Annotated in this window: 27 protein-coding genes; 13 read left to right on the top strand and 14 right to left on the bottom strand. The window is 34.7% G+C overall.

What is annotated here, in order from left to right:
* Positions 1-8 precede the first annotated feature (8 nt).
* The 5 genes from LUA91_RS14770 to LUA91_RS14750 form a co-directional block, all read right to left on the bottom strand.
* Positions 9-497 (bottom strand): DUF4625 domain-containing protein, encoded by a 489-nt coding sequence (locus tag LUA91_RS14770; RefSeq protein WP_231426840.1) that lies wholly within the window; start codon positions 495-497, stop codon positions 9-11.
* A gap of 12 nt (positions 498-509) precedes the next feature.
* Positions 510-1,220: a DUF4625 domain-containing protein gene (locus tag LUA91_RS14765; protein ID WP_231426838.1), complete on the bottom strand. Its 711-nt coding sequence runs from the start codon at positions 1,218-1,220 to the stop codon at positions 510-512.
* 43 nt (positions 1,221-1,263) lie between these two features.
* Entirely contained in the window at positions 1,264-3,651 is a 2,388-nt protein-coding gene (locus LUA91_RS14760) for a TonB-dependent receptor (RefSeq protein WP_231426837.1), read from the bottom strand.
* A gap of 109 nt (positions 3,652-3,760) precedes the next feature.
* Complete coding sequence (locus LUA91_RS14755) at positions 3,761-4,105, bottom strand: hypothetical protein (protein WP_231426836.1); 345 nt, start codon at positions 4,103-4,105, stop codon at positions 3,761-3,763.
* A gap of 359 nt (positions 4,106-4,464) precedes the next feature.
* Positions 4,465-4,683: a hypothetical protein gene (locus tag LUA91_RS14750; protein ID WP_231426835.1), complete on the bottom strand. Its 219-nt coding sequence runs from the start codon at positions 4,681-4,683 to the stop codon at positions 4,465-4,467.
* Between the two features lie 180 nt (positions 4,684-4,863).
* On the opposite strand from LUA91_RS14750, the gene LUA91_RS14745 reads away from it, so the two are divergent.
* Positions 4,864-5,367: a hypothetical protein gene (locus LUA91_RS14745; RefSeq protein ID WP_231426833.1), complete on the top strand. Its 504-nt coding sequence runs from the start codon at positions 4,864-4,866 to the stop codon at positions 5,365-5,367.
* Between the two features lie 7 nt (positions 5,368-5,374).
* Here LUA91_RS14745 and LUA91_RS14740 read toward each other — a convergent pair whose 3' ends face one another.
* The gene (locus LUA91_RS14740; RefSeq protein WP_231426831.1) at positions 5,375-7,492 is read right to left on the bottom strand and encodes an HRDC domain-containing protein; all 2,118 of its coding nucleotides are present in this window, start codon (positions 7,490-7,492) and stop codon (positions 5,375-5,377) included.
* A gap of 514 nt (positions 7,493-8,006) precedes the next feature.
* Here LUA91_RS14740 and LUA91_RS14735 point away from each other — a divergent pair.
* The 4 genes from LUA91_RS14735 (at position 8,007) to LUA91_RS14720 (ending at position 10,773) form a co-directional block, all read left to right on the top strand.
* On the top strand, positions 8,007-8,321 hold the full coding sequence (locus LUA91_RS14735) for a hypothetical protein (RefSeq protein ID WP_231426830.1): 315 nt from the start codon (positions 8,007-8,009) through the stop codon (positions 8,319-8,321).
* 67 nt (positions 8,322-8,388) lie between these two features.
* Positions 8,389-9,075, top strand: coding sequence for a competence protein (locus tag LUA91_RS14730; RefSeq protein ID WP_231426829.1), 687 nt, complete (start codon positions 8,389-8,391; stop codon positions 9,073-9,075).
* Positions 9,076-9,156: 81 nt separating this feature from the next.
* Positions 9,157-9,603 carry a VOC family protein gene (locus LUA91_RS14725; protein ID WP_231426828.1) on the top strand — a complete coding sequence of 149 codons (447 nt, stop codon included), beginning with the start codon at positions 9,157-9,159 and terminating at the stop codon, positions 9,601-9,603.
* Positions 9,604-9,636: 33 nt separating this feature from the next.
* Entirely contained in the window at positions 9,637-10,773 is a 1,137-nt protein-coding gene (locus LUA91_RS14720) for a serine hydrolase (RefSeq protein WP_231426827.1), read from the top strand.
* 50 nt (positions 10,774-10,823) lie between these two features.
* On the opposite strand, the gene LUA91_RS14715 is transcribed toward LUA91_RS14720, so the two are convergent.
* Positions 10,824-11,042, bottom strand: coding sequence for a DUF3606 domain-containing protein (locus LUA91_RS14715; protein WP_231426826.1), 219 nt, complete (start codon positions 11,040-11,042; stop codon positions 10,824-10,826).
* Between the two features lie 215 nt (positions 11,043-11,257).
* Between LUA91_RS14715 and LUA91_RS14710 the strand changes: the two genes are divergently transcribed.
* The 4 genes from LUA91_RS14710 (at position 11,258) to LUA91_RS14695 (ending at position 15,841) form a co-directional block, all read left to right on the top strand.
* Positions 11,258-11,431: a DUF3606 domain-containing protein gene (locus LUA91_RS14710; RefSeq protein ID WP_231426825.1), complete on the top strand. Its 174-nt coding sequence runs from the start codon at positions 11,258-11,260 to the stop codon at positions 11,429-11,431.
* A 10-nt stretch (positions 11,432-11,441) separates the two neighbouring features.
* Positions 11,442-14,141, top strand: a complete 2,700-nt coding sequence (ligD, locus tag LUA91_RS14705; protein ID WP_231426824.1) for a DNA ligase D — start codon at positions 11,442-11,444, stop codon at positions 14,139-14,141.
* A 52-nt stretch (positions 14,142-14,193) separates the two neighbouring features.
* A complete protein-coding gene (locus LUA91_RS14700) occupies positions 14,194-14,490 on the top strand; it encodes a Dabb family protein (protein WP_231426823.1) in 297 nt (98 codons plus the stop codon).
* Between the two features lie 190 nt (positions 14,491-14,680).
* Entirely contained in the window at positions 14,681-15,841 is a 1,161-nt protein-coding gene (locus tag LUA91_RS14695; protein ID WP_231426822.1) for a DUF3095 domain-containing protein, read from the top strand.
* Positions 15,842-15,901: 60 nt separating this feature from the next.
* Here the strand turns inward: LUA91_RS14695 and mgrA are convergent, their stop codons facing one another.
* Positions 15,902-16,891, bottom strand: a complete 990-nt coding sequence (mgrA, locus tag LUA91_RS14690) for an L-glyceraldehyde 3-phosphate reductase (RefSeq protein WP_231426820.1) — start codon at positions 16,889-16,891, stop codon at positions 15,902-15,904.
* 198 nt (positions 16,892-17,089) lie between these two features.
* On the opposite strand from mgrA, the gene LUA91_RS14685 reads away from it, so the two are divergent.
* Positions 17,090-18,262: an aldose epimerase family protein gene (locus tag LUA91_RS14685; RefSeq protein ID WP_231426818.1), complete on the top strand. Its 1,173-nt coding sequence runs from the start codon at positions 17,090-17,092 to the stop codon at positions 18,260-18,262.
* Between the two features lie 158 nt (positions 18,263-18,420).
* Here LUA91_RS14685 and LUA91_RS14680 read toward each other — a convergent pair whose 3' ends face one another.
* A complete protein-coding gene (locus LUA91_RS14680) occupies positions 18,421-19,086 on the bottom strand; it encodes an HAD family phosphatase (RefSeq protein ID WP_231426955.1) in 666 nt (221 codons plus the stop codon).
* Between the two features lie 206 nt (positions 19,087-19,292).
* Between LUA91_RS14680 and LUA91_RS14675 the strand changes: the two genes are divergently transcribed.
* A complete protein-coding gene (locus LUA91_RS14675) occupies positions 19,293-19,901 on the top strand; it encodes a Crp/Fnr family transcriptional regulator (RefSeq protein WP_231426817.1) in 609 nt (202 codons plus the stop codon).
* Here LUA91_RS14675 and LUA91_RS14670 read toward each other — a convergent pair.
* Together LUA91_RS14670 and LUA91_RS14665 are read right to left on the bottom strand one after the other, a co-directional pair.
* Entirely contained in the window at positions 19,898-20,545 is a 648-nt protein-coding gene (locus LUA91_RS14670) for a phosphatase PAP2 family protein (RefSeq protein ID WP_231426816.1), read from the bottom strand. The genes LUA91_RS14675 and LUA91_RS14670 overlap by 4 nt on opposite strands.
* A gap of 67 nt (positions 20,546-20,612) precedes the next feature.
* Positions 20,613-21,122: a PPC domain-containing DNA-binding protein gene (locus LUA91_RS14665; protein ID WP_231426815.1), complete on the bottom strand. Its 510-nt coding sequence runs from the start codon at positions 21,120-21,122 to the stop codon at positions 20,613-20,615.
* Positions 21,123-21,213: 91 nt separating this feature from the next.
* On the opposite strand from LUA91_RS14665, the gene LUA91_RS14660 reads away from it, so the two are divergent.
* Positions 21,214-21,474 carry a very short patch repair endonuclease gene (locus LUA91_RS14660; RefSeq protein WP_231426812.1) on the top strand — a complete coding sequence of 87 codons (261 nt, stop codon included), beginning with the start codon at positions 21,214-21,216 and terminating at the stop codon, positions 21,472-21,474.
* Positions 21,475-21,552: 78 nt separating this feature from the next.
* Entirely contained in the window at positions 21,553-21,717 is a 165-nt protein-coding gene (locus LUA91_RS14655) for a DUF559 domain-containing protein (protein WP_231426811.1), read from the top strand.
* On the opposite strand, the gene LUA91_RS14650 is transcribed toward LUA91_RS14655, so the two are convergent.
* The 3 genes from LUA91_RS14650 to LUA91_RS14640 form a co-directional block, all read right to left on the bottom strand.
* A complete protein-coding gene (locus LUA91_RS14650) occupies positions 21,718-22,068 on the bottom strand; it encodes a hypothetical protein (RefSeq protein ID WP_231426810.1) in 351 nt (116 codons plus the stop codon).
* Between the two features lie 119 nt (positions 22,069-22,187).
* Positions 22,188-23,168, bottom strand: coding sequence for a Gfo/Idh/MocA family protein (locus LUA91_RS14645; protein ID WP_231426809.1), 981 nt, complete (start codon positions 23,166-23,168; stop codon positions 22,188-22,190).
* A 275-nt stretch (positions 23,169-23,443) separates the two neighbouring features.
* The gene (locus LUA91_RS14640) at positions 23,444-24,310 is read right to left on the bottom strand and encodes a clan AA aspartic protease (protein WP_231426807.1); all 867 of its coding nucleotides are present in this window, start codon (positions 24,308-24,310) and stop codon (positions 23,444-23,446) included.
* Positions 24,311-25,065: the final 755 nt, after the last annotated feature.

Below are 25,065 nucleotides of genomic sequence, written 5' to 3'. Positions count from 1 at the left end.
TTTATTGATTAATTTATTTTTATACTAATTCCTTTAATGGTTTGCCAGCCAGCTTTATCAGTAATCCTGATTAAAAAGTGGTAATCGCCGGGGTCTATATCAGCTGGAACATTGATTGAAGCAGTGGCCTCATAATTTTTTTGTCCTGCTGGAATACTAATTTCCCTAATTAATAAATATGGCTTTACAGGAGATTTAACTGCCTCCATATTGCAGCTGTTTACCTCTGTACTGTGAGAGTGGTGATCGAAATTGTGGTGTATATCAATACTCATAGAACCCAGTTCTACATTATCACTTACCCGTGTTTTAAAGGTGAAAGATTCGCCACGTTTAATTGTGCTGCACTGTTGCGGAAAAGCCGTTGAACTGGCAATAATTTCGGGGTAGGTGGTATCAATTTCTTCAGTTTCCTTCTTGCAATTGCTCAATAAGAAAATTGTTAAAACAGATAGAATCAGATAAGCTTTGGCTTTTAAATTGAATTTATTTTTCATCGTTATAAATTTTTATTTATCAAAATGTTCCTCAAATTCATTTTCTTTTCCTAGCTGATCTACAATTTTTAAATGAACGTGATAATGGCCTTTAGGTGCAGCGGTAACATCGAGGTGTTTGTGGAAATTGTAATTGGTTACTCCAACCATAGCTGCATCGGTAAATAAAAAATCCTTTTCCCAGGCCGAACCATGAACTTCTACTTCAACCCGAGCAACCTTATTTATGGCTGCAATCGCAGCTTCTACATGCAAATCGTTTCCTGCAGTATTTAATCCAACCTTGAAAGCTGAAGCGTTAGGGAGCGTTGGATCATATTTAATTTCTAAATCACTGCTTACTTCTGTTGACTTCCCTAACTGATCGATCACCTTTATCGTTACAGTGTAATTGCCTAACACTGCAGTAGCGGGTACATCAATATGTTTATGAAAACTTGCATTTTTTAAGTTGGCAAAACCTTCAGTGTAGGTTTGAGTAAAGTTCCAACCCGAACCTGATTTAGGTTTGATAGTGAGTTGAACACTGGCTAAATTACTTACGGAAAAAAGATCGGCTTCAAAATGAATATCTGTTCCTGGATAAGCCGTTTTGTTGTTATTCGTGCCGACTTCCAAATTCGTAAGGGTCGGCGGATCCGTTGTAACTTCATCTTTTTTACATGCGGTAAAAATCGATGTAATAATTAATAAACCTAAAAATGGTTTTGTAATCTTGTTCATAATGGATGTTTTTTTTGGATGTGTATAATTGATTGATTTTATTTCAGAAAGGAATTTTTACAGAAAGCACAAGGTTTCTACCCGCTTCAGGAAGTTCGGTAAGACGATAAAAACTGGTATGGTTGAGATATTTCGTATCCAATAAATTTTGAACCTGGAAGCTTAATTGTAATGGATTACCATATAATGATAACTTAGTTCCAGCCTGGATATTGATTACCTGATAACCCGGCGTTTTCTTTTCCGGAGGGACAATGTTATTCTGTTTACTGGTTAAACGATAATCGAATGAGAAATAAGTATTACGCCATATATTGCCTAAATAAGGAGAATAGGTGAGGTTTATCAATGTTGAAGCTGGAGGTGAAAATGGCAATGTAAACCCTTTTTTATCACCTGATAATTGCCTAGCCTGTAATATTTCTCCTAAAAATTGAGCACTTAAACTTTTAGAAATTTCATATTTGAATTGAAGTTCTCCACCATAGCGTTGTACTCTACTTTGTTGATATTCGAATATTTGATTACCTGCACCATAGGCGTAATCATGCCGAGAAGTGGGGTTTAGATAAATGTAGTTTGGAAAATAATTGTAAAACGGACTCAATTGAATTGACCATCTATCGGCGTTCCAAGCCAGAGTTAAATCTGCCTGATATGATTTTTCAGCACCAAGATCTGGATTACCTTTCTCATAACTGAAATAGTGATAATTAACGCCATTGGCACCAAGTTCTTTGGCAATTGGCATTCTAAAACTTTTGCCAAAATTTGCCTTCAAACTAAATTTTTCCAGATTGTAGTTTAATCCGGCAGACCATACAAAACTGTTAAAGATTCGGTTTAAATTGGCAGCACGTTGTAGGTTTTGTGATGTTGCTATACCATCAATATTGATATCGGAAGGAAACCAGTCGTAATATTGAGACATGTCGATTTGCCCTCTATCGAACCTTAAGGCTCCATGTAGCAATACATTTTCAGAAATTTTATATTTATCATATGCAAAAGCACCAAGGGTTTTTTGGTTAAATGCAGGGACTAAAAAGCTCCATCCATTTATATTATTGTTTTGCGCCTCTGCATTTATTCCAACAGTTAACTCATGTGCATCAATTGTAATTTTATCTTTCAGGTTGGCGGAATAAACCGTTTTGTTAAACTCCCTTTCCAAGTCGTTTGGAATTAATAATGATGTAGGATAGATTGAAGGCATGAAACCATGATTTACATACTGACTGAATTCTTGTCTGAAGTTTTTCTGGTAACCTAGCTCTACTTCGATTTTGTGATTTAAAAATTGATAGCTCGACCTATTTATAATTTTAAAATGGTTAACTGATTGGTATGGATGTAAAATATCCCGGTTTGAGCCATCATGAAGCTGTTCATTTACACGCCTAGGTTCAAGTCCATGTGCGTTCGCAAAAAAGCCGCTTTTGGTGTAGGTGTTGCTTAAATAAAAAATTGATCTGAACTTATTTCCAACATAACCTGCATTGAAATGGACACCCGTTTCCCTTCCGGCAGTATTTCTTAAGTGGTTTTTGTATAAATTTACTGCATAATCGTACACATAAACCTGATCTGTTGGTACACGATAATCGCCGTAATTTTGATAGGTAAAACGTGAATCGAAAAACCACTTTTGGTTTCTGCCGTAAAAATTTGCAGATGTTCCGTACAGATTGTTATTGCTTTTTGCAATAAGATCGATTGAACCACCAATGGTATTAGGCGCTGGAATATCCACAGGGAGAATATCAATTACCCCACCAATGGCATCAGAGCCATAAATAAAAGATGCCGATCCCTTAATTAATTCAATTTCTCCTATGGCAAATTGATCAATTTCTAGTCCGTGATCGGCTCCCCACTGTTGGCCTTCGTGTTTAATTCCTTTATCTACAACAACAACCCTGTTAAAGCCCAAACCTCTAATTAGTGGTTTTGATTGTCCTGAACCAATACCAATAGTTTTAATTCCGGGAAGCCGTTCAAGGCTTTTCATCAGGCTTCCTCCCAAATTACGTTGAATGAAATCCTGATTAACCACTTCAATATTCATTGACTCGGAACTTTGGCGATCTTCAACATGTTTATCTTTTATGGTTACATCGTTTAACTGCTTTATTTCTTTTTGAAGAATTATATTTTTAAATACCGGTTGATCATCGATTTCGACAACAATTACTTTCTTGGCAAAACCTTCAGCAGCAGCCACCAAGTTATATTTCCCTTTTGGTAACGCAGCAAATGCAAATTCACCTCGATCATTGGTAATGGTTGAAAATGAAGAGTGAAGTAGATAAACTGTAGCTTGAGGTACAGGATTAAGGTTACTCGAAACTTTTCCTTTTAACTCAAATTGTTGAGCATGCGCCCTTCCGATTCCTAGTAGGAAAATAACTGTAATAAAAAATTTATGCATTGCAAAAGGCCGGAGCCAATAGATAAATGATTAAAAAAGCGTATGAATAGCTATTTAATCATATTAAAAATTAAGAAATATTGTAAATGAGAATGCCCAATGGCATATTTTAGGCTAATATGGGCGGACCTTTATTGGTAAAGCCTTGAAGTGTAAATTTATAATTGCCAACAAATACCCCAGTAAATTGAGTATTGATATCAGGCAGCACATAAGAAATTGAAAAGGGAGGAGGCAGCAATATATCTTTTCCATGTTTATGGACTAAATAATCGCAAATAGAACATTTCTCGGTAAAAGAAACGTTTTCTTTTTGATCGCCAACATGCTCAATATCATTATTGCTATGGGCATGTGTAATCTGGACAAAAGAAATAAAGGAAAAAGTAAAGATCAGTAAAGCACTTATCGCTTTAACTAATCCATGTTTGCCATTTAATTCCCTTATATTCATTTACGCCACAAAGTTGCATTTAATTTTTGTAATTGCAATTGCTGTAAGAAAAAAATGAAAAATAATTTATGCTGTAGTGGGGGATTTAATCGTTTTTTAGGGAATTAATAAGACAAATTAAAAAGCTTTAATAGTGTTAAATTAGAATAAAATAAATACAATTGGAGTTATTTAATTTATTGATTTACAGGTTATTGTCAATTATAGAGAAGTAGATTATGATACAGTTAATTTATACTTCATTATTTATAAATTGTATAACAAAAAAAATACAAGTTTGATCGGTTAGAATTAAATCAACGAGGCGATTTAGATTAATAAAAAAAGAGCGTTCAATTAATCGAACGCTCTATTTTTATTTAATCGTTATCCTCATCACTATCTTCTTGCTTATCTATAGCTTCGTTTAATTGAGTTCCTTCTCCATCTGCAAATGGTATTTCATCTTCTGTATACTTTTCATCTTCATTTTCTTTTCCTGAAGGATCCGTAACATTGTCTTTTGATTGGTTTACCGGATGCTGCTCATGATGCGAATTCTCATCATTTTTTATTGGTTGTTGATCTTGATTTTCCATAGCATGTTTTTTAAATTATAAACATCGCTTTCAATCACTAAGTTTTGCTTAAAAATTAAAATCAAATTAAAAAAATACATTTTTCGCTCTCCCAAATGTGCTATTCTGGCTTATTTTGTAATAAAACTTTCTGTTTAAATTTTTTTTTGCTTTCTTGCTGAATAATCCACGTTCACCTAAATGAAAAATCTTGCCATAAGTTTAACTCCAGCTAAATGTGAGCTTTTGGATAATATCCTTAACGAATTCGAGGAAGAAGTTTACATCAAATCCGACAGAGTACTTAAAATATTTCGGGGAAACGGAACGTTAGCCTCTGATTATCTGGATCTTCTGGTTCAAATGAATCTTGTAATTTTAGTTGGTCGCGTAGATGGCGTTCCACTTCCAGCCATGGTTGGCAAGCAAGCTGGTGTAGATATGTTTCTTAGCGAAGGTGGTTTTAAAAGACGTTATGCTTTAAATAAATTAGAAGAAGACACCGGAAAAAGCATTTTTGACCTTAAAAATGAAAATCTTGATCTAAAAGAAAAGGTAGATAAGCAAGAAATTCTTCTAAAAAACCTCGAAAGAAACATTACGCAACAAGGGCAAAGCATTTTAAATAAGTGGCTCGCCCGCATCGGTTTTATGGTTCTGGGGATTTTACTTACAGTTTGCTATTTTGTGCTATTTGAGCAATAAGCAATTATTAAAATAAAGTACTGGCGCCCATAAAACTATTTACAATTTTCATAATATCTCCACCCAAATCTACAGCGTTTCCAATACCAACTCCTCTGATTGATGCCAATTGATCAGTTGTTTTTGGTGGTTTTGAAGCAATATTAATCAATGCTACATCTGAAAGGATGGTGTGCTCAGGAACATTTCTTTTTTTACTTAACTCATTGCGCCAATCTATTAAGCTTTTATAAAGTTTTTGATTGGTAATTTCTTTAGGGATTTCTATTTTACTTACGAAAGTTTTCTTTGGAGTCAAGTCATACTTATTACTTGCTGCCAGAAATATTTTAGTGTAGTTTTCTCTGTTAAAATCGTTCCAGGTATAACTGAACAAAGACAGTTTAACATTTAATGTATTTAATGAGGAAATAAGTACACTTAAAGTTTTCTCCGATTTCTCATCAGCCAATAATTTCAAGGATGTAAATTTTGTTATTTCTGAAATCACCTGATTGATCTTTGGCACAAAGTAATTGGCCGCTTTCTCTAATCGATTAAGAAATAACTCCTCATCAGCAAGATTAGTTTCTTTTGAAATTTTTGCAATTTCCTGACTTCTGAATTTCGCCCCAACGCTGATAAGTCCAGCATTCAAAACATCCGAAATATTGGTTGTCATAGCTTTAAATGCAGCATTTTCATCAAAGGCACTAAACTTAACATCTTTAATGCTTTCCCAATTTTCTTTTAGTGAAGAAAAATCAAATAAATCATCAACCAAATCCCATGTATATTTTTTAATATAAAGTGCCAGGCTTTGATCTGTTGGTATTTGGCTTACAGCGTTTTTAGTAAAACCTATTATCCGTTTATCGGTAATGATATTTTCCATCTTAACGGGAGATTTTAAAATTAAACCAGCCAAACTTTTACACCTACTTAATGCTACATATGCCTGTCCGTGGGTAAAAGAAGCGCTAATATCTACAATGGCTTTTTCAAAAGTTAATCCTTGGCTTTTGTGGATGGTAATTGCCCATGCCAATTTAAATGGATATTGAGAAAAAACCCCGGTATTAACTTCTTCAATTTTATTTTCCTCCTGATCGAGATTGTATTTTAAATTTTGCCATTCTTCACGCTCCACTTCAAAATGAGCCGAATCATCTAAAAACTGAACACTAATTCTATCCTTCGCAATGGATACAATTTTTGCCGCCTTTCCATTATAATATTGTTTTTTTCCTGAAGAATCATTTTTAATAAACATGACCTGTGCACCGACTTTAAGCTGCAAAACTTCATCAACAGGGTAGGCATCTTTAGGGAAATCGCCCGTTATTTTTGCACTAAAACTGTGTAAATCACCATCAAGTTTTTCAAGGCAATCTTTATTAATTTGAGTTACCAGGTTATTGTGGGTTGTTAAGGTAATGTATTCATCTTTCCAAACATCGTTTAAGCTTGGGTCGAAATGGGAATTTAGCTGATCTAATAATGCTGGTGTTAAATCATTTTCCCTGATTCTGTTCAAAATTTCGATAAATAGCGGATCAGATTGGCGGTAAACTTTTTTAAGTTCGAAGCTGGTTAAGGAAATGGATTTAAGAATCTGGCTATCAAAAAAGTAAGGACTTAAATAATATTCTTTTAAAATATGCCAGGCATCATGTGCAATTGGCGAAAGCTGATATAAATCGCCAATCATTAAAATCTGCACACCACCAAAAGGCATGTTTGAACCTTTAACTTTCTTTAATGATTGATCAATAAAATCGACCATATCGGCCCGGACCATACTAATTTCATCAATAATCAGAAGCTCCAAACATTTTAAAAGCTTTATTTTTTCTTCGTTATATTTTACCTCTTTAAATTGATCGTTTGCAACCGGAATTATTGGTCCAAATGGCATTTGAAAAAAAGAATGAATGGTAACGCCTCCAGCATTTATTGCTGCAACGGCAGTAGGGGCAACCACTGCAAAATTTTTCTTTGTAGATTCTTTAATTTTCCTTAGTAAAGTGGTTTTTCCGGTACCTGCTTTTCCGGTTAAAAAAATAGGTTGATTAGTGAACTGGATAAAATCGAGAATAAGTTGATTTTCATGAGCTGATTGATCAGTAATATTATTAGCATTCATCTTATCCGGGTATCCTTCTTAAAATTTATCAAATGAGTTGTGCAAAGATGCGTAGAATGTGATAAAACCTGTGCCTTATGTGATCTCGATTTATTCACATTGTTATTTCTAAATAGAAATATCCTTTTTTTTAATAGTCTATTAGTAATACATCAGGTCTTCCTTTTATACTTATGAATGCAGTAAAAAAACATCCAAGTGTAGGTATTTTTTATCCTGAAATCTATGTTGATTGTGATGCTAGAATCAAGCAACGGAACGATGTAGATTGAAGTGAATAATGTAAAAATTAATCTCCCTTTATTTTGTTATATAATTTTGACACAAATAATCAATTTTATTTATCTGTAAATCAATCGGTTTATAGTGATAGCACATTGAGTATCAAAAATAACCATTCATATTTTTGTTTGCTAAATATTTTAGTATAAATTTGTTTTGTTCGCGGTTAGCGATTTAATAAACAATTAAGGAAGAAAGCTGTTTATAAGGCTTTCAAACGAAGAGGAGTGATATGACTGTTACAGTTTTGGCAATATTAGAAACAGATTTTAAACCAGACCTTTCTTTAGGGAAAATAATGAATGAAAGATTGAAAGTTGCGGCAGACGATTTAAGAGATATTCATTTGCAGGCGCTAGAATCTGTTGGACAACGCACTGATGATGTAGTAGTTTATATCAGTTATAATCCAAAATACAAAATTCGCTGGCGGATTGTGAATGATGTCCCTGATGAAGTGGAGGGCTTTGTTGCCAAAACCTGCGGAGATTTGGGCTACATTCAGTGGAAAACTGCAGTAATGAATATTTTTAAAGGTAACACATAGCTTCTTCTTACATGCATTTGCATTAGTAAACGGGAATCGAACTGAAGCCTCAAAAGGCGTAAGTGCGGTGTGCTTGGGTTGTGGAGAGAAAGTAATTGCAAAATGTGGTTCTGTAAAAATTCACCATTGGGCACATGTTTCCCTATGCCATTGCGAATCGTGGTGGGAAAGCGAAACATTGTGGCATCGGCAATGGAAGGAAGTTTTTGCGCCTGAATTTAGAGAAGTAAGTTTTTATGATGATGCATTACAGGAGTTTCATCGGGCTGATATACATACTAATACAGGCCTCACTATCGAACTCCAAAATTCGCCCATCAATTACGAAGAACTTCAATCCAGAGAATGTTTTTATCCAAAATTAATCTGGATAGTAAATGGCTTAAAGTTTAAAGGCTTCAAAATTTTGAAATCCATCCCAAATCCGCTAAATCCTTTATTGAGCGATTATGAATTCTGTGTCTCAGAACATTTATCTATGATACGCAAGTTTGATGCTCTAGCCGAAAATCCCCAGCCAGAAGTGCTTACTTTTTACCACAAAGAATTAAAGAATATTCCAGCTGGTTCTGAATTTTATTCCTTTAGTTGGAAGCATGCACACAAAGCATGGTTAGGTGCTTCCTGTCCGATTTTTATCGATTTAGGCGGTCATTTTTTATACCGGTTGAGAAAACGTCATCAAATTTCTGCCAACTACAATTATTTACAGTTAATTCCTAAAAAAGCATTTGTCGATAAATATAGATTGTAAATATCAATTCTTCAATGATATTGTTGCAAAATAAATATCGAAAATTTTGCTGTTCTTAAACTAATATATTGATATTTAGATATGAAGAGAATAGCATTAATTACATTCTTATTTATTGTTAGCATTTTACCAAGAACCATGGCCCAAACACCAGCTGTAATCAATCACATTGCGGTTTACGTTAATAATTTAACTACATCTACAACTTTTTATCAAAGTATATTTAATCTTAAAATGATTCCCGAGCCATTTAAAGATGGCAAACACACTTGGTTTTCCTTAGGAAATGCTGGTGCTTTGCATTTAATTGAAGGGCAAAAAAGCAATCAAACTTTCGATAGAAATGATCACTTATGTTTCAGCGTTGCATCAATTGAGGAATTTATTCAATCTTTAAATCAAAAGAAGATTCCTTTTGAAGATTGGGCAGGTAAAGTTGGAGCCATAAATTTAAGACCAGATGGCGTGAAACAAATTTATTTTAAAGATCCTGATGGGCATTGGTTGGAAGTAAATGATGCCAAATAAGTACTTATCTATCCCTATTAATTTGTAACTACAATGATTAAAACTTCTATAAAATTACTGCTCACACTCTTATTAATCAGCACAACTGTTTATGCTCAAAATGAGAAAATAGAAACTGATTTTAAGGATGTTATGCAAAAGTTTAATGCAGTAGGAGCATCGGTTGCAGTGGTAAAAAAGGGAAAAATAATTTATACCCATTCATTTGGATTAAAGGATTTAGAAAAAAAGATTGAATTAACTGATCAGGATATATTTCGCATTGCTTCTATTTCAAAATCGTTCTCGGCCACTTCCATTATGCAATTGGTAGAGGCTGGAAAACTTTCTCTAGATGATGATTTTGGAGATCTGGTTGGATTTAAGATTAGAAATCCAAAATATCCCGATCAGAAAATTACGCTGAAAATGGCCCTTTCCCACACTTCAAGCCTTAACGATTCGCAAGGATATTTAAATTTAGATTTAATTAATCCTGAAAAAAACCCTGATTGGGCTAAATGTTACAACGATTATGCGCCAGGAAGCAAATTCAATTATTGTAATTTAAATTTTAATATTATCGGAGCAATTATTGAAAAGAAGTCTGGTGAACGTTTTGATAATTATGTTAGAAATCATGTATTAAAACCATTGGGACTTTACGGTGGATATTGTGTAGATTCTCTTGATAGTACACGGTTTGTTAAGCTTTACGAATACAATTCAAACTCAAAGGAATATACCAACGCAACTGCCGCCTATGCACCGCGTAGAAATGAAATTAAAAAATATGTAATGGGTTATTCGACGCCAATTTTTTCTCCAACAGGTGGAATGAAGATTTCGGCAAATGATTTGGCTAAATACATGATGATGCACATGAACTACGGCAAATCGAATGGGGTAAAAATTATCTCTGAAAAAAGTTCCAGGTTAATGCAAACCGCGATAACAAGTGATGAGGGTTACGGTTTAGCCATAAGAAGCGCTGATAATTTTATTCCCAATGTTAAATTAAAAGGTCATACCGGATCGGCTTATGGACTTTATAGTACCATGTTTTTTAATCCAAAAGAGAAATTTGGTTTTGTGATTATCACAAACGGAATAAACCCGACATATACAGATGACTTTCCTGATTTTAGTCGGGCTGCTATAAATTTATTGTATCAAAACTTTATTAAATAGATATTTAAGAAATTCGATTTTCGAAATATATCCTATTGATTTAAATGATCTTAGCTGGCAAAACGTTGATATGTGCTAGATGATTTGATTTTTTCCATACTCAAATAATCCTTCAGAATTGAAAATTCCATACTTTGTACAGCTTTAACAGCAGATTTTAATCTTTCGCTGCTTACTCCCAATCGGGTTGCCCAATAATTGCGGTCTTGCTCGTCTGCAATGTCAATTAGCTCTTTTCTTTCCGTTGTTGAAATGTTAATGTAATTCATCGGTTATAAAGTTTATAAATTGGTTAAAATAAATTAACATCATTAACATTAATTTGGTTTTGGACTTTTAACTTTTTTTTGAAAAAAATACTAGATATTTTCTGCCTCTCAACTAGTCGACTTTTGACTTGCATGGAATACGCTTTGATGCTAACAATCAAGTAAAACCTTTTGTGTTTAATGGATGTTTAATTTATTCTGAATCAGATGATAACATGGATAATGAAACAAAAACTACTGGTGCTGATCGCAGTCGTATCAACATCAACGAAAGCTATGAAGTAGATTATTGGTCCAATAAATTTGGCGTAAGTAAAGATAAGTTGAAAGCAGCAGTTCAAATTGTTGGCGATTCAGGAGATGCTGTAGAAGAATTTTTAAAGAAATAAGTAGCGACTAATGAGTTTAGAAAAATACAATTCCAAACGGGATTTTTCTAAAACTTCTGAACCGAAAGCTGGTAGAAGTTTAAGCAAAACAAAATTGATGTTTGTAATCCAAAAGCATGATGCATCGCGTTTGCATTACGATTTTAGACTCGAAATGGATGGTGTTTTAAAAAGTTGGGCAGTTCCCAAAGGTCCATCTACAGATCCAAAAAATAAACGTTTGGCTATGATGGTTGAAGATCATCCTTTTGATTATAGAAATTTTGAAGGCATTATTCCTGAAGGAGAATATGGTGGCGGTACTGTAATTGTTTGGGATGAAGGTACGTATGAACCCATTGAAAACATTAAAGGGAAAAAAGCGCAAGAAAAACACTTGTTAAAGCAACTTAAAGATGGTTCAGTTAAAATAAAATTACACGGTGAGAAGCTAAACGGTGAATTTGCCTTAGTTAAAACCAACGGAATGGGCGAAAATGGTTGGCTACTGATCAAACATAAGGATGATTTTGCTTCGGCAAAAGATATCACCAAGCAAGATAAATCCGTATTATCAGGTAAAACCATTGCCGGAATGGAAAAATCTTCTGAAAAAGTTTGGAAAGATGGTGAAGAGCAGAAGCTAAAACCAGAAAAAAAAAGTTCAAAGAAAGCTAACCAAACCGGTACCACAGAAGTGGGCGAAGAAATAGATATTGAACCCAAAAATATCTTAAAAAATGCACCTAAAAGTGCCATCCCTAAAAACATAAAGCCCATGCTGGCTACCTTGGTTGATGAACCATTTGATGATGAAGATTGGCAATATGAGGTGAAATGGGATGGTTATAGAGCTTTGGCATTCATCAATAAAAATAAAGTCGATCTACTATCCCGCAACAATAAATCATTTAACGAAAAATTTTATCCCATTTTTGATTTACTTCAAAAATGGAAGATCAACGCTGTTTTGGATGGTGAAATATTGGTGTTGAACGAAAAAGGCATTTCTAATTTCGGATCATTACAAAATTGGCGTAGTGAAGCAGACGGTGAACTTGTATTTTACGTATTCGATTTACTTTGGTATGAAGGTAAAAATCTAATGGAGCTTCCACTATATAAGCGACAGGCAATATTAAATGATATTCTGCCAACTGACGACGATCGCATCAGATTGGGTAAGGTTTTTAAAGCAAGTGGAATAGATTTTTTTGCTGCAGCAGAGAAGATGGGGTTGGAGGGCATCATTGCAAAAAAAATTAACAGCACTTACGCTACAGATCGCCGATCGAAAGAATGGTTGAAAATTAAAGTGCACAAACGTCAAGAAGTTGTAATTGCTGGATACACTAAAAATGAAGATACTTCTAAATCTTTCAGTTCTTTATTGTTAGGTGTTTATGAAGATAAAAAACTTAAATATGTAGGGAAAGTAGGTACTGGTTTTTCTGATAAATTGCAAAAAGATATGATGAAGCAATTTGAAGAATTGGTTGTAGATAAAAGCCCATTTGATGAATTGCCAGATGTTAACAAGCCATCAAGATTCCGTCCAAATCCTCCAAAAGCGAAAGCCACATGGTTAAAGCCAGAGTTGGTATGTGAAGTTGCATTTACCGAAATTACTGATGATGGTGTTTTTCGTCATCCATCTTTTCAAGGAATGCGTGAAGATAAAAAGGCAAAGGATGTAGTTAGGGAAACAGAATTACCCACAAAGAAAATTGTGGATGAATTGCCGGATGAAAAGGAAAAACATGCCGAAGCCATAAATCCACCCAAAACGAAAGATAGGAAGACATTATTAAATCCTAAAGATGAAACCCAGGTACGGAAAGTAAAAAATCATGAGCTAAAGTTTACCAACTTAAGCAAAGTTTATTGGCCTGAAGATAAGGTAACTAAAAGGGATATGTTTAATTATTATTATCAGGCTGCCGAGTATATTTTGCCATATCTTAAAGATCGCCCACAGTCTTTAAACCGTTTTCCTGGTGGCATTCATGGCAAAAGCTTTTACCAGAAAGATGTTAAAGGAAAAGCTCCGGATTGGGCAAAAACTTTCCCTTACGAAAATAGTGAAGGTGAGAAAAAAGAATATTTAGTTGGCACAGATGAGGTATCCTTACTTTGGATGGCAAGTTTAGGTTGTATTGAAATGAATCCCTGGTTCAGTAGAATTCAAAGTCCAGACCACCCAGATTATTGTGTAATTGATTTAGACCCTGATAAACATTCTTTTGACCAGGTGGTTGAGGCAGCGTTGGAAACCAAAAAAGTGTTGGATGCAATCGATGTACCTAGTTTTTGCAAAACATCAGGCTCAACAGGCATGCACATCTATATTCCCTTGAATGCAAAATATGACTATGATCAAAGCCAAATGTTTGCCAAAATTGTGGTCAATTTGGTTCATGATCAAATACCCGAATATACATCACTAGAGCGTATGATTTCGGCAAGAAAAGGAAAGATGTACTTGGATTTTCTGCAAAACAGACCTGGAGCAACAATTGCTGGTCCATATTCTCTGCGGCCAAAAATTGGGGCAACAGTTTCCATGCCTTTGCATTGGGATGAAGTTAAACCAGGACTCAAAATGCAAGATTTCAATATTTTCAATGCCATTGATCGTTTAAAAGTGGAAGGCGATCTTTTTAAAGGTGTATTGGGCAAAGGAATTGATTTGAAAAAAGCGATCAGCAAAGCTAAAAGCGTTTTTGGTTAAGCCACATTGATTATTTATCATTTGTTATATTTGGGCAAAAATTACATAAAAGATGATATCCCACCACGTTTTATTCTGGTTAAAAACCGACACCACCGAAGAACAAAAAGCTGCTTTTCTAAAAAGCTTACAAACATTAGAAAATATTGAAGTTGTTAAAACTTTTCATGTAGGTACGCCTGCGCCGATTCAAAGAGCAGTTGTTGATACCACTTACACTTTTAGTTTAGTTTTATTTTTTGAAGATTTAGCTGCACACGATGTTTACCAGGTTCATCCATTACACAAAGCATTTTTAGATGAATTTAAGATTTTCTTTGATAAGGTAATCATTTATGATGCACACTAGAAACAGGTAAAGTTTCACTTCAAATGCGCTTACGAGCACATTTTGACTTTCTATATCGCTAAAGTTTGTGCCAACCTCACTCATGCTATTTTATCTGAAGAGAAGTAGACGAGGTTGCCACAAATTTTGTTGCTAAATTTCAAAACCCTTTCACATCATTTGCGTATATTATCTAACTATATAGGTGTTTATGATGTCGGCTAATCAAGATCATTTTTTCTCCAATCTTCCAGTAAACAAAATCCCTTTACAACAACTTTTATTAAGAAAGGATTTATTTAAGGAAGTTCCGAATGATTGGCACATCATCATCACTGATATTAAAAGTTCTACACAAGCTGTACAAGCTGGTTTGCACGAAAACGTAAATCTTATAGCAACCGGAAGTATTGTTACTGTACTTAATATCGCTTTCAAAGCAAATATTTCCATCCCATTTTTTTTTGGAGGAGATGGAGCAACTTTTGTTGTTCCAGCCTCGATTGTTGATAAATCAATGAGCGCATTGCAAATTTACAGACGTAATACGTTAGCAAATTTCAATTTAGATCTTCGTGCGGGCATAGTTTCTGTAAAAGAAATTTATGAGTCAGGCCATCACCTCAATATCAGCCGATTTAGTATTTCGAAAATGTTCTCTATACCAATTGTTTTGGGTGATGGATTGGATTATGCGGAAAAAATTATCAAGGGCGAAAACTATTTGTTTTCCAAAGATGAATCTTCGGAAGAGGAATTGGATTTAAGCGGCATGCAGTGCCGATGGGATAAAATTCAACCACCAGAAAATAGTGAAGAAGTAGTTACATTAATTGCCATTGCGCAAGATTGTAAAAAGCAGGCTGAAATATTAAGCAAAATCATTACGCAATTGGATATCATTTATGGTGCGCCAGAAAAGCGTCAACCCATCTCCATTCCGAAGTTGATTTTCCGTACGAGCTTTAATAATTTAGGTCGTGAAATGCGACATCGAATAGGTAAAATCAAATTTTTTGAGCTTGTTAAAACCTGGTTCATTAACGCTTATGGCTACATTTACTTTCGAACAGAAAGCGGCAAAAAATACTTAAATCAAATGGTAGAAATGTCGGATACCTTGGTGATTGATGGCAGATTGAATACGGTGATTACGGGAACACGATTACAAAGAACTAAGCTGGAAAAGGCTTTGAATCAACTTGAAAAAAATAATGAGATTTTATACGGTATCTATGTTAGTGGCGAATCTGTAATGTCTTGCTATGTTCGCGATTTAGAAGATGACCATATCCATTTTGTAGATGGGGCAGAAGGTGGGTATACAAAAGCCGCTGCAGTTTTAAAAGAGAAAATTAAAAGTCTGTTTTAAGATTTAAAAAAATCAAACGGCTCAATTGCGATTAACCGATTGATGTTTTTTGCCTGTTACTTATTTTAAAATTTCATCAATCAATTTAATTTCTTCTTCACTAAAAATAGTATTATCCAGGGCTTTAATCGAGTCGGTAATTTGTTCGGGTTTGCTTGCGCCAATTAATACTGCGGTAACTCTTTTGTCTTTTAATATCCATGAAAGGGCCATATGCGAAAGTTTTTGCCCGCGGGTTTTGGCTACTTCATTTAATTTATTAACCACTTCAATTTTTTCCGGCGTGATGTTACTTTCCTTTAAAAATACACCACTCGTGGCCACTCTGGAATCAGCAGGAATACCATGCAGATATTTATCGGTGAGTAAACCCTGCGCAAGAGGCGAAAATGGAATACAACCTACACCATTTTCTTCCAACACATCTAAAAGTCCATTTTCTACCCAACGTTCGAACATCGAATATTTCGGTTGATGAATAAGGCAAGGTGTTCCGTTCTCCTTTAAAATTTTAATGGCGGCAGCAGCTTCTTCGGCACTGTAATTTGAAATACCCACGTAAAGCGCTTTTCCTTGTTGCACCATCAAACTTAAGGTATCCATTGTTTCCTGTAGTGGCGTTTCAGGATCTGGACGGTGATGATAGAAAATATCAACATAATCCAAATTCATTCTTTTTAAACTTTGATCAAGACTTGAAACCAGATATTTTTTCGATCCCCATTCGCCATAAGGTCCATTCCACATGTGATAACCTGCCTTAGTTGAAATAACCATTTCATCACGAAAGCCTTTAAAATCTTCATGAAGAATTTTCCCGAAAACTTCCTCAGCCGATCCCGGAGGCGGACCATAATTATTGGCCAAATCAAAATGTGTAATTCCATTATTGAAGGCAGTGTAAATAAGTTTTTTACTGTTCTCGAATACATTTACATGTCCGAAGTTATGCCATAAGCCCAATGATATTGCTGGCAATTTCAATCCGCTTTTACCACAACGGTTGTATAACATTTTATCGTAACGATTATTTAATATTTTATTTTCCATTTCTATGCATGTTTAGAACAAATTAACGGATTCTGATTTACATTTAAATTCATTAATTGCTATAATAACACTTTAAAGCCTTGATTAATTTTAACATTTTAGTATATCAGAATAAATACATCTAATTGAGTTTTTTATAATTGTAAATCGTTTTATTTGTGTTAATCAATAAATAAAATAATCTAACTAATATCATATATGAATTTTAAATCACTCACAACCTTTTGCGCATTAGCTGCCCTTGGTTTGGTTGCCTGCCAATCTGAAAGTAAAAAATCGAATAACGTAACTGAACAAAGTGCAGATGCAGCTACTTCGGTGAAATTAGTAACCGATTCATTTCAAAGAGATATTGATGGTAAGAAAACAAACCTCTTCACGTTAAAGAATAAAAACAACGCAGAAGCAGTTTTTACCAATTATGGTGGTCGTTTGGTTTCTTTATTAATTCCCGATAAAGATAAAAAAATGGTCGATGTGGTAGTTGGATTTAAAAGTGTAACTGATTATGAAAAATCTACAGAACCTTATTTTGGCGCAACGATTGGGCGTTTTGGTAACCGAATAGCTAAAGGCAAATTTTCCTTAGACGGGAAACAATATCAGTTATTTACAAATAATGGTCAAAACACCTTGCATGGTGGTAAAAAGGGCTATCAATATGTAGTATGGGATGCAAAACAAATTAATGATCAAACTATTCAATTCGATTACCTATCGAAAGATGGAGAAGAAAATTTCCCTGGAAACCTGAAAGTAACCGTAACCTATACGTTGACTGATGATAATGAATTGAAAATGGATTATCAGGCCGTAACAGATAAAACCACCGTTTTAAATTTAACCAATCATGCTTTTTTCAATTTGAATGGCGAGGGTAGTGGCGATGTGTTGAATCATGAAGTTAAAATATATGCCGATGAATATACGCCAGTTGATTCAACCTTAATTCCAACAGGAAAAATTGAAAAAGTAAAAAATACACCATTTGATTTTACATCGGCAACTAAAATTGGCGCTCGAATAAAAGAAAGCAACGAGCAGTTAACATTTGGTAAGGGTTACGATCATAACTATGTGCTTAACAAAACTAAAGGTATGAACATGTTTCAGGCAGCAAGTGTTAGAGGAGATAAATCGGGAATTGTAATGGATGTTTACACGCAAGAACCTGGATTACAATTTTACAGCGGCAACTTTATGCAGAGCAAAAATACCTTTAAAAATGGATCAAAAGATGATTTCAGAACTGCATTTTGTATGGAAACACAGCACTTTCCTGATTCTCCAAATCAACCAAGTTTTCCATCAACGGTTTTAAAGCCAGGTCAGGTTTATAAAACCAGTTCTATTTACAAGTTTTCGAATTAGGAGTTGTGGATATTTTTGAAGTTTAAATTTTACCTCACCCTATAAGTTTTTGGTTTAGGCTGATGTTGTGTGATTTCTCTTCAGAGAGATGGATTCAATGTTTAAACAATAACCGCTACCATAGATAGGGTGAGGCTAAGAAGTAAACATATTTCTTTTTATTGAAATAAATTGTTTAAAGCCGGATCATTATAATCTTCAATAAAGGCAATTATATTATTGTAGGCAGAAAATTCATCAGTGGTGTGCATAGTGGTCAAAGCAACACATTTCATTCCTGCGTTTTGTGCAGCTTCTATACCTTTTGGTGCATCTTCAAAAACGACACAATCTTCAGCAGATAGGCCTAACAATTTAGCGCCTTTGCTAAACGTTTCCGGATCTGGTTTACTATTTTTTACATCTTCTGCACTAACGATGGCCGAAAAATAAGAACGAACATCCAAATTATCCAACACGAAGTTGATATTGAAGGGTATAGCCGCTGAGCCTATTGCCATTAAAATACCTGCTTCTTTTGCCTTTTCTAAAAATTTATCAAGTCCATCAATTAAAGTTAAATGCTTTTTATAGGCGGCTTGATAACGGTGTTCTTTCTCGATTGATATCTGATCAATTTGCTCTTGAGAAAAATGCCCAACGCCAAAAACCCTTTCTAAAAGATCTTGGTTTTTACCATACATTTCTTTTTTAACGGCTTCGAAACTAATACTTGCACCTAAATCTTTTGTCAGAATAGAGTGCCAGGCATGATTATGGAATTCCATATCATTTATCATTGTTCCGTTTAAATCGAAAAGAAAAGCTTTTGGTTTTTTATCCATCATGGCCGCAAAAATATCAGAATTATTTTAGGTTTATGTTAAATTACTTTAATGATTAAAATTAATTCAGCAATCGGTTTCATAATAAGATTTTATACTACAAATACGGTGTAAAAATAATTACTAACTCATCATTTTTTATTTGGAAAATTTACTTACAAATAATACATTGCAGTATAATTATCCCAAATATAATTTTTGTTTTTATGAGCCATGTAACAGATGAGGGCGAGCGCTTGATCAAATTTTTAAACAGCCTTCATCCCTTAAGTAAAAAGGTTATCGCTTTGGCTAGAAAAGAAACCTATAAGATCATTGCAAAAAAAAACGAATTTATTTCATGTAAAAATAGCAATAACGAAGATTGCGTTTTTATTATATTAAAAGGTGTGGTTCGAGGTTTTATCATCGATGATGGAAAAGACATCACCACGGTAATTACAAACGAAAATAGTATTGTAGGGCAAATTCGTAATCCTAGTACGGCTAAACCCATTTATGAGGAGAAATTTCAAGCCATCGAAAATTCAGAATTATTGGTGCTTCGATATTCTTTTATTGATACCCTATATCGTAAATACCCTAATATGAATATTTTGGCTAGAAAGTTACTTGCCCTGCATTTTAATTTGTTGCAAGAGCGGTCTATTTTATGCAGAATTCCTTCAGCAGAGGTGAGATACAATAAATTTAGAATTGGAAATCCAACTTTAAAAAACCGTGTTCCCATTAAGTTTTTGGCTACCTATTTGGGTATGCGGTTGGAAACACTAAGCAGAATCAGGAAAAAAGAAAAATTAGAATCGGCAGCTTAAGACTGAATTATAGTCTGATTTTCTTTTTGGAGATAAAAATAGCACAATGGAAAAAGGCATATTAACCCTAAAAGAAAACCACCCAAAGTATCTGTAAGCCAGTGTGCACCTAAATAAATTCTTGATGGCGCAATAAAAATCATTAAGAAAGCAGAAAGATAGGTGACGATATTACGGGTATTTTTCGGAATGGTGGTTAATCTACTCATTAAAAAAATAAGAAAACCAAAAAATAACACATATGAAAGTACATGGCCGCTCGGATAACTCTGAAATCTATTAACCTCTACCAAGCGTACATAAAATGCGGTAGGGCGAGGACGGTTGATCATATTTTTAATTCCAAGGATGACCAATCCGGATACTAAAATAGAAGCAATGTACAATCCTTCACGCTTGTATTTTTGCCAATAGAAAATAGCGGCCACCACCAAAACCGAAAGAAGCGACCAAGGCAACTCACCAAAAAAACTAATGGCCAACATCACCTGATCCAACCAATTGGCCTGATATTGTTGTACAAATAACGACGCCCGAATATCAAATGGCAATATTGGATGTTTATCAATAAAAATACTTAAAGTGGTGAAAGCCAAAATCAGTAAAAATAAAATGATTAAGGCGGTGTTAAGTTTTAACTGCATTAGGTTAAATTGAATATTTCAAAACTATCATTTTCCGCTGATTGCAGAAGAGATTATATGCAAAAAATTAATTACTTAAGTTTAATACATTGGCGCCTAAGGGTTCTTCCTTTATTCTCTCTAGTTTCTGCTGATGAACTATAATGGTGATTTCTACCGATCCGGTGCCGACAGTAGCCGCTAATAAATGCCCTCCGTAGGCTTTAAAATCTTTACCGGTTACAGTGCCATGAGTATGAAGTGAAGCTTTGCCATTTTGCCAGGCGATAGATCCACTCATGCTGGCCAATTCTACATCCTTAAATTCTTCCGGTTCGTATTCTTTAGTTTTAAAATTAAAGAAACCAAACTTTGCATTTACAAAACCCATTCCTGAATAACTTGCGCTCGGGATACTTTCTTTAACTGCAAAATTTTCCAGATGTGCCAATACATCATCACCTTGGCGCAGTACCATTAAAAATCCGGTTGCTGTTTTAATATATCTTTTTGCGGTATCCGGTGCATTTGTTTGTGCAAAAACGTTAGTGATTAATCCTCCAAGAAAAAGTAAGGATAGATAAAAGAATTTTTTCATAAGGAATGATTTTATTCATAAACAGGTCCACTAACAGATTGTTTGCCTGTGCCGTACTAAACAATAGAGCGATAAACAGGGTTTATAAGTTATGGAAAGCAAGCCATATCGCAATAAGGAAATCATGAAGGTACCCCGTTTCGAGGAAAGTGCACGCTTTTATACTACCCCAACGCGAAGCAAAAACATGGCAAAAATTGCAGGGAAGAATAGTTTCCCCGAATTAAAGTTGCGGAAAGCGCTTTGGGCAAAAAACATTCGCTTCCGCATTCATCCAAAAGATTTTCCTGGTAAACCAGATCTCATAATTAATAAATATCGTTTGGCCATATTCGTTGATGGCGATTTTTAGCATGGCTTCGATTGGGAAAAAAAGAAATTAGCCATCAAGAGCAATCCAGGGTTTTGGATTCCGAAGATTGAGCGAAATATGCAAAGAGACCAGGAAATTAATGAGTTGCTTTCCTCAAAAGGCTATACCGTAATGCGATTTTGGGAGCATCAGGTAAAAGAAAAACCAACGCTTTGCGTAAATCAGGTTACTTTATTTATAGAAGCGGCCAAAATTGATGTAATACCCACGCTAAACGATTAATTATTTAACTACTATTTGTTTTGGTTCGATTACCACGATTTGATACTTGCCTTTAAACTCGGTTACCACTCCGGTAACACAAATATTGTTGCCCATATACATCGATGCAGGATCGGATGTAAATTTAGCTTGATCTTCTTTATTGACTACAACCGTTAATAGTTCTTTAGGATAAGCGCCTCCGAGATTAATTAAGCTTAACTTTTCCAAAGCTTTTGTGCTATAAACAGAGTCGCAAATGCTAACTGTTTTACCCACGTATTGTGCTGCATCTTTAGCCAAAATTAGAGTCTGACTTTTGGCCACATACGAAGCCAAACAGATAAATAGAACGAGAGATAACTTTTTCATATAGATGGGAGATTTATTTAATGCTAAAAGCTGAATTTTAGCACCACTAAATTAAAACTCGTGAGGTTATTATCCAAAATATTCATGTAAATACGCTGCTATATAACGTTATAGATTTGTTAAATTGATTTTAGCGTAAAGCCATCCAGTAATTCCATCGTTTTAATTGCTTCTTCGCCACTGCATGGGTTTTCAGCATCGCCAATAAAATAGGATACCACTTTTTCAATCATGGGTTGTTCTACATGTTGAAGCGGCTCAAATGCAATGTTTTCCACTTTACCATCAACAGTAAGTTCAATTTCATGTCCAAACATAGGGAAACTTATTTTTCCCCTGGAGCCGTAAATTTCACAGCGATCTTCATGTGCGCCAGGCGCAACCGAGAAGCACCACATGCCATTAAACACCACTTTGTTTTCGAACAAAATGTGGCCAGTAACTAAATCATCTACATGTTCATCTCCAGTTTGATTAAGTGAGATTCCGTGAAAATTTTTAACCTGTCCGAAAAAGTACAACATTAAATCGAGTTGATGTGGTGCTAAATCATGAAATAAACCACCACCAGCTATGGCAGGATCCATGCGCCAATTGCTTTCTGCTTTAGCAATTAGATCATTACGTTTGGGCTGCAACATTTTTAAATCGACAAAACGAATATCACCAATGGCATTTTGCGCCAATAAAGCTTTGATTTTAAGAAACAGTGGTTGTTCTCTCCGGTAATGCGCTACGGATAACTTTACATTGTGTTGTTTCGCGGCGGCAGTCATTCTTTTTGCAGCTTCACTATTCAATGCCATTGGTTTTTCCACATAAACAGGTTTACCGGTAGCGAGTGCCTGAATGGCATATTCTTCATGCTGAAGGGGAGGAGTGGCAATGTAAATGGCATCCACTTCCGGATCGTTAATTAAAGCGGTAGCATCATCGTACCATTTCGGAACGCCATGCCGCTTAGCATAATCTGCAGCTTTTGCCGCATCTCTACGCATTACTGCAACCAACGATGAGTTGGGAACCTTATTAAAAGCTGGTCCACTTTTTACTTCGGTAACATCGCCGCAACCAATAATACCCCATTTAATGTGCTTCATATTGTAAGAATGATTTGTGGTTGAAGATAGGAATATGAAGGAATTTATGGAATAGCAATTTTCAGATTCAAATGTTCAAGATATTTATAGATTATTATCAACATTATAATCAACGGTTTCCCTAATTAATTGACCGAGTTTATTCATGCCTTCAATCACAATTCTATAATTACTTTTGGTATAGGCATTATCAAAATTTATTGTTGCTATTCCTTGATCATTAAGAATAGTTTAATTTTATTTGTTAGCAGGTATGTATCGGTTAGCGTATCTGTTTATTTGTCGATATATTTATCGTTAAATAATTGATTTGGTTTTAGGTAAATTGCATTGTTCTGAAAATCTAAAAACATATTAAATCTTTTTAAAATCTCGTTACCCAAAATATGGATATTCCTACCTTCTAAGGGTTTGTTTGCAGTTAATCGTTGTATTGGAACATCCTTCAGTTCGTATTCTCCGATTTGCAATAATTGTAAGTTTGAAGTAATAACAGGTATTTCATTTCCTTGCGCCCCTTTCATAATTGCTGTTTTTAGGACTTTCATTTTCTCAACCGGAAATTTTCCATCCATTAATAAATCATTACCCAGCATCGCCGTTCTTTGATAACCGGTATCAAATAAAAACAGGTCTGAATTAACGATACCATCTTGTGCGATCTTACTTTCCACTAAAAAAAGATCTTTAAAAAATTCCATTTTAAACTTTGTGAACTTTTGATCTTTTACTGTATTTTCCGGTAATTTTTTATGGATTATCATTAAACCTTTGTCGTAATTTAGCTCTACAATTTTACCCTTAAAAAGATCCCAACCAAAACGGCCGTCTGTTCCGTGGCCCGATAATTCCGCATCGTATACTTTGGTATTATAGATTGTGCTTCCAATTTTTAAATTATAAAAAGTGTTATATAGCTTTGGCGAAGATTTTAGTTTGTTTTTTAAAACATCATTTAATAGCACCATTTCCGTTGTTCCAGTATCAAAATTAAGATTTAATGTATCATAATCATTGAAAACTGCCTTTACAAAAATCGTGTTTTGTTCGTTAATTGTAAGAGGAATACTATCGTTTTTTGTTTGGGCAAAAGAATTAATGGAGATAAGTATAAAGGTGGGGATTATTCCAAAAGTGGCCACTTGTTTTTCTGCAAAGTGGCCACTTTTTTCGGTTCAAAATGACCACTGTTTTCGCTTAAAAGTGGCCACTCGGCTCATTTTAAGCGGTTTTAATGCTTATTTAAAGCCAACTTGATTCAATGATTGTTTTTGTGCTCAAGGCAGCTTCAGCGGAGCGCTAAAGTGCTTAAAAATGGTTTTTTTAGAAAGAGTGTTGCTGAAGTTTTTTGTCTGTCGGATTTTGGATGTAATCTTTCCCCAGAACAGCTTTATTGACTGGATAATCATATCCGGGATGCCGTGGAGTGAAGTTTTGTGCGGATGGGAGGCAGAGCATTGACAAAATTTCTTTTGCGGTGGTTCTGATAGGAATGGATATATTTGGGACTCTTCTCAAGATGTCCTGCTCAAAGTCGGGCTAATCTACGGGTGTACAGTTTGGAACGGAATCCTCTGTCTACTATTGCCGAAATCCCCACAATAGAGCAAAGGCCGAAAATACTGCCTTAAAACGAAAGAGTTTAAAAAAGTCAGACTAGTTGTTTTGCTCACACATTTTCTGCCTGCGAATTGCCCATCACGAAAAAACGCCATCGCGTGTTGCCTAATCTTCGCTGGTAATGTGATAATTGCACAAAAAAGGAATTTGTGTATATTTCCTCTATAAATAATATGCAATAAGAATTACCTACCCACACTTAGCGGGCAATCATAAATAAGAATTTCCTCTGCGAGCTCTATGTCTCAAACGCAATTTCTTGCCTGGAACACACTTT

Origin of the sequence: Pedobacter sp. Leaf250, from assembly GCF_920984735.1 — a bacterium.
GTDB lineage: Bacteria > Bacteroidota > Bacteroidia > Sphingobacteriales > Sphingobacteriaceae > Pedobacter.
Note: the sequence above shows the minus strand (reverse complement) of the source record. Positions and strands in the feature narration are given on the sequence as shown.